Origin of the sequence: Streptomyces solincola, from assembly GCF_002982015.1 — a bacterium.
GTDB classification, from domain to species: domain Bacteria; phylum Actinomycetota; class Actinomycetes; order Streptomycetales; family Streptomycetaceae; genus Streptomyces; species Streptomyces solincola.
On sequence record NZ_PVLV01000413.1, the window covers coordinates 1 to 3,215 of the forward strand.

At 75.5% G+C, this 3,215-nt stretch carries 4 protein-coding genes; all 4 read right to left on the bottom strand.

Annotated elements, in window-relative coordinates; genetic code table 11:
- Positions 1-20: 20 nt before the first annotated feature.
- Positions 21-1,049 carry an N-acetyl-gamma-glutamyl-phosphate reductase gene (gene argC / locus C6N75_RS23360; RefSeq protein ID WP_105870869.1) on the bottom strand — a complete coding sequence of 343 codons (1,029 nt, stop codon included), beginning with the start codon at positions 1,047-1,049 and terminating at the stop codon, positions 21-23.
- Complete coding sequence (locus C6N75_RS23365; RefSeq protein WP_219852901.1) at positions 1,046-1,990, bottom strand: RimK family alpha-L-glutamate ligase; 945 nt, start codon at positions 1,988-1,990, stop codon at positions 1,046-1,048. The genes argC and C6N75_RS23365 overlap by 4 nt, the downstream gene beginning before the upstream one ends.
- A complete protein-coding gene (locus C6N75_RS23370; protein WP_105870870.1) occupies positions 1,987-2,166 on the bottom strand; it encodes a lysine biosynthesis protein LysW in 180 nt (59 codons plus the stop codon). Before C6N75_RS23370 ends, C6N75_RS23365 begins: the two co-directional genes overlap by 4 nt.
- A 115-nt stretch (positions 2,167-2,281) precedes the next feature.
- The coding region (locus tag C6N75_RS23375; RefSeq protein ID WP_105870871.1) for a transketolase family protein at positions 2,282-3,215 on the bottom strand (934 nt) is incomplete at its 5' end.

The window sequence follows — 3,215 nt, forward strand, 5'->3', positions numbered from 1 at the left end:
CGTCGGAGGGGGAGTGCCGGTCACACGGGGTGCAGGCCGGGGAACTCCAGGCCGAGGCGCTCGGGCCAGCCCATCCGGACGTTGAGCGACTGCACGGCGTTGCCGGCGCCGCCCTTGACCAGGTTGTCCAGGGCGGCGATCGCCAGCAGCCGGCGGGAGCCGGAGCCGTCGGCGGCGAACCCGACGTCGCAGAAGTTGGAGCCGAGCAGGATCTTCGGCTCGGGCAGCCGGTACAGGCCGCGGCGCTGGGCCACCACCCGTACGAACGGCTCGTCCGCGTACCGTCGCCGGTAGGCGGCGCGTACGTCGGCCTCGGTGACGCCCTCGCGCAGGGTGGTGCGGCACACCGTCTGCACCCCGCGCACCGCCTCCACCCCGGTCGCGGTCATCACCGGGCGCACCCCGCAGGCCTGGGCGATCTCCGCCTCGTGGCGGTGCCCGGAGGTGGCGAACAGCCGCATGGAGCCGCTGCGTTCGGCGTGCAGGTTGGCCTCGCCGGCGGTGGCCCCGGAGCCGCTGGAGCCGGTGCGGGCGTCCACGTCGACGTCCGGTTCGATCAGCCCGGCGTCGGTGAGCGGGGTGAGCGCCAGGATGGCGGCGGTGGCCATGCAGCCGGGGGCGGCGATCCGGTCCGCGCCGGCCAGTTGCTCCCGGGCCAGCTCGGGCAGGCCGGTGGTGAACTCGCCCAGCAGGTCGGGCCGGGTGTGCTCGGCGCCGTACCGGCGGGCGAACTCCTCGGCGTCCCGCAGCCGGAAGTCGCCCGACAGGTCGATCACCGTCTTGGCCTTCGGGGCGAGCCGGGGCAGCAGTTTCATGGTGGCCCGGTGCGGGGTGGCCAGGAACAGCACGTCGTAGGAGTCGAGTTGCTCCTCGGTGCAGAAGGCGAGGTCGGTGGTGCCGCGCAGGTTGGGGTGCGGGCCGTCGACCCGCTTGCCCGGATAGCGGGAGGACACCGCGGCCGCCACCTCCACCTTCGGGTGGCCGAGCAGCAGCCGCAGCACCTCCCCGCCGATGTAGCCCGCGGCGCCGACGACGGCGGCGCGGATCACCGTACGGCTCCTTCCAGCGCCGCCGCGTCCGGGGCAGCGGGGGCGCAGCCTCCGGCGGTCCGGGTGGACGCCAGGCGGTGGGCGTCGGCGACCAGCGCGGCGATGGCGTCGGCCACGTCGACCCGGCCCTGGTGCGAGGCCTCCAGTCCGGCGAACTCGACCCCGGAGTTGACCTCCAGGACGTACAGCCGTCCCTCGCGGTCCTCGACCACGTCGACGCCGGCGATGACGGCGTCCACCGCGCGGGCGGCGGCCACCGCGGCCCCGGCCAGTTCGGGGGTGAGCGGGCAGGGCTCGGTCCGCGCGCCGCGGGCCACGTTGGTGCGCCAGCTCTCCGAGGTGCGGTACGCGGCGCCGACGGCCCGCCCGTCGACGACCACCACCCGGATGTCCCGGCCCGGCTTGTCGATCAGCTCCTGCCGGTAGATCAGGTGCGCCTGCGGGGCGGGCAGCGCCGCGCAGTGCTCCATGACGGCCTCGGCGGCGTCGTGGTCGCGCAGCAGCGACACCCGGCGGCCCCAGGACGAGCTGAGCGGCTTGACCACCACCGGGTAGCCGCCTTCGTGGACGGCGTCCAGCGCGGCCTCGGGGGTGAGGGAGAGCGCGGTACGGGGAGAGGGCACGCCGGCCCGGTGCAGGGCCAGCGAGGTGAGCCACTTGTCGCCGCAGATGCCGGTGGCGGCCGCGGAGTTGACCACCGTCGTGCCGGCGGCCTCCAGTCCGAGGGCGGCATAGCGGGCGCGGGTGGCGGAGATCTCCCGGTTGAGGACGACCGACCAGGGTCCCGCCGCCCCGCCGACGGTCAGCTCCAGCCGGCGGGGGTCGAGGTGGACGACCGGTACGCCGCGCGCCTCCAGGGCCTGGAGGATGCGCTTCTCTTCGAGGCGGATCCGTGACGCCAGCACCGCGGCGGTGGCGGGACCCGTGGTCGGCGTGTTCACTCGCCCCAGTCCTCCTCCGGCTCCGGCGCGAGCGCGAGGACGACGGGCTCGGTGGCCACGACCTCCAGCTCGCTGCGGCAGTCCGGGCACTCGACGAGCTCGCTCAGCCGCAGGTCGGACTCGGTGCTGACGGGGGTGGTGCACTCGGGGCACGCGGTGGTCGCTGCCGTGGTCATGTGCGGTTTCCTCTCTGTCGGTTCTTCCGGTGCTGCGATGTCGGCGTCGCGGCCGGCTCGCGGCCGGGCGCCGGTGGTGCGCGCCGCCGGGACGGTCCCGGGGCGGGTCTGGGGGTCAGGCGCGGGGCCGGCCGGTCAGGCGCTCGCGTACGGCATCGGCGACCGCCTCGCCGGTCACGCCGTAGTGGGCCAGCAGTCCGCCGTGGTCGCCGACCGTGGAGGCGAAGGTGTCCGGCATGCCGAGCCGGACCACGGGCGTCGGCCGGTGCTCGGCGAGCGCCTCGGTGACGGCGGCGCCCAGACCGCCGGTGCGCCAGTGCTCCTCGACGGTGACGACGAGCCCGGCGCCGGACACGGCGGCCAGCAGGCCCTCGACGTCCAGCGGCTTGACGGTGTGCATGTTGAGCACGGCCGCCTCGACGCCCTCCTCGGCCAGCGCGCGGGCGGCGTCCAGGGCGGCCAGCACCGGGTGCGGGCCGCAGGCGACCAGGACCGCGTCGCCGCCTTCGCGCAGCGGTTGCACCCGGCCGATCACCGGTTCGGGCGCGACCGGCAGCAGCGGGGTGGGCTTGCGGCCGAGCCGCAGGTAGAGCGGTCCCGGCAGGTCCAGGGACTGGTCGACGGCGGCCTCGACGGCCGGCCCGTCGGCGGGCACCACCACCGTCATGTTGGGCAGCGCCCGCATCACGGCCAGGTCCTCGAGGGCCTGGTGGGTGGGGCCGAGGTGACCGGCGGACAGGCCGCTGTGGGTGGCGGCGATCCGCACCGGCAGGGCGTTGTAGGCGATGTCGATCTTCACCGCCTCGGCGGCCCGGCTGGCCGCGAACGCCGCCATGGTGTTGGTCCAGGGCGTCCAGCCGTCGGCGGCCATGCCGGCGGCCACGCCCATCAACTGGTGTTCGGCGATGCCGATGTTGACGTACCGCTCTTCGGCCCCGCCGAAGTCGGCCCCGGCGAACAGTCCGGTGTCGGTGTCCAGGCAGACCAGTCGGTGGTGGTCGGGCATCAGGGCGAGCAGACGGTCGCGGTAGGCGTTGCGGGTGGCGACG

Excerpts from the sequence above, each read along its gene's own strand:
- C6N75_RS23370 (WP_105870870.1), bottom strand. The coding sequence starts at position 2,166 with ATGACCACGGCAGCGACCACCGCGTGCCCCGAGTGCACCACCCCCGTC.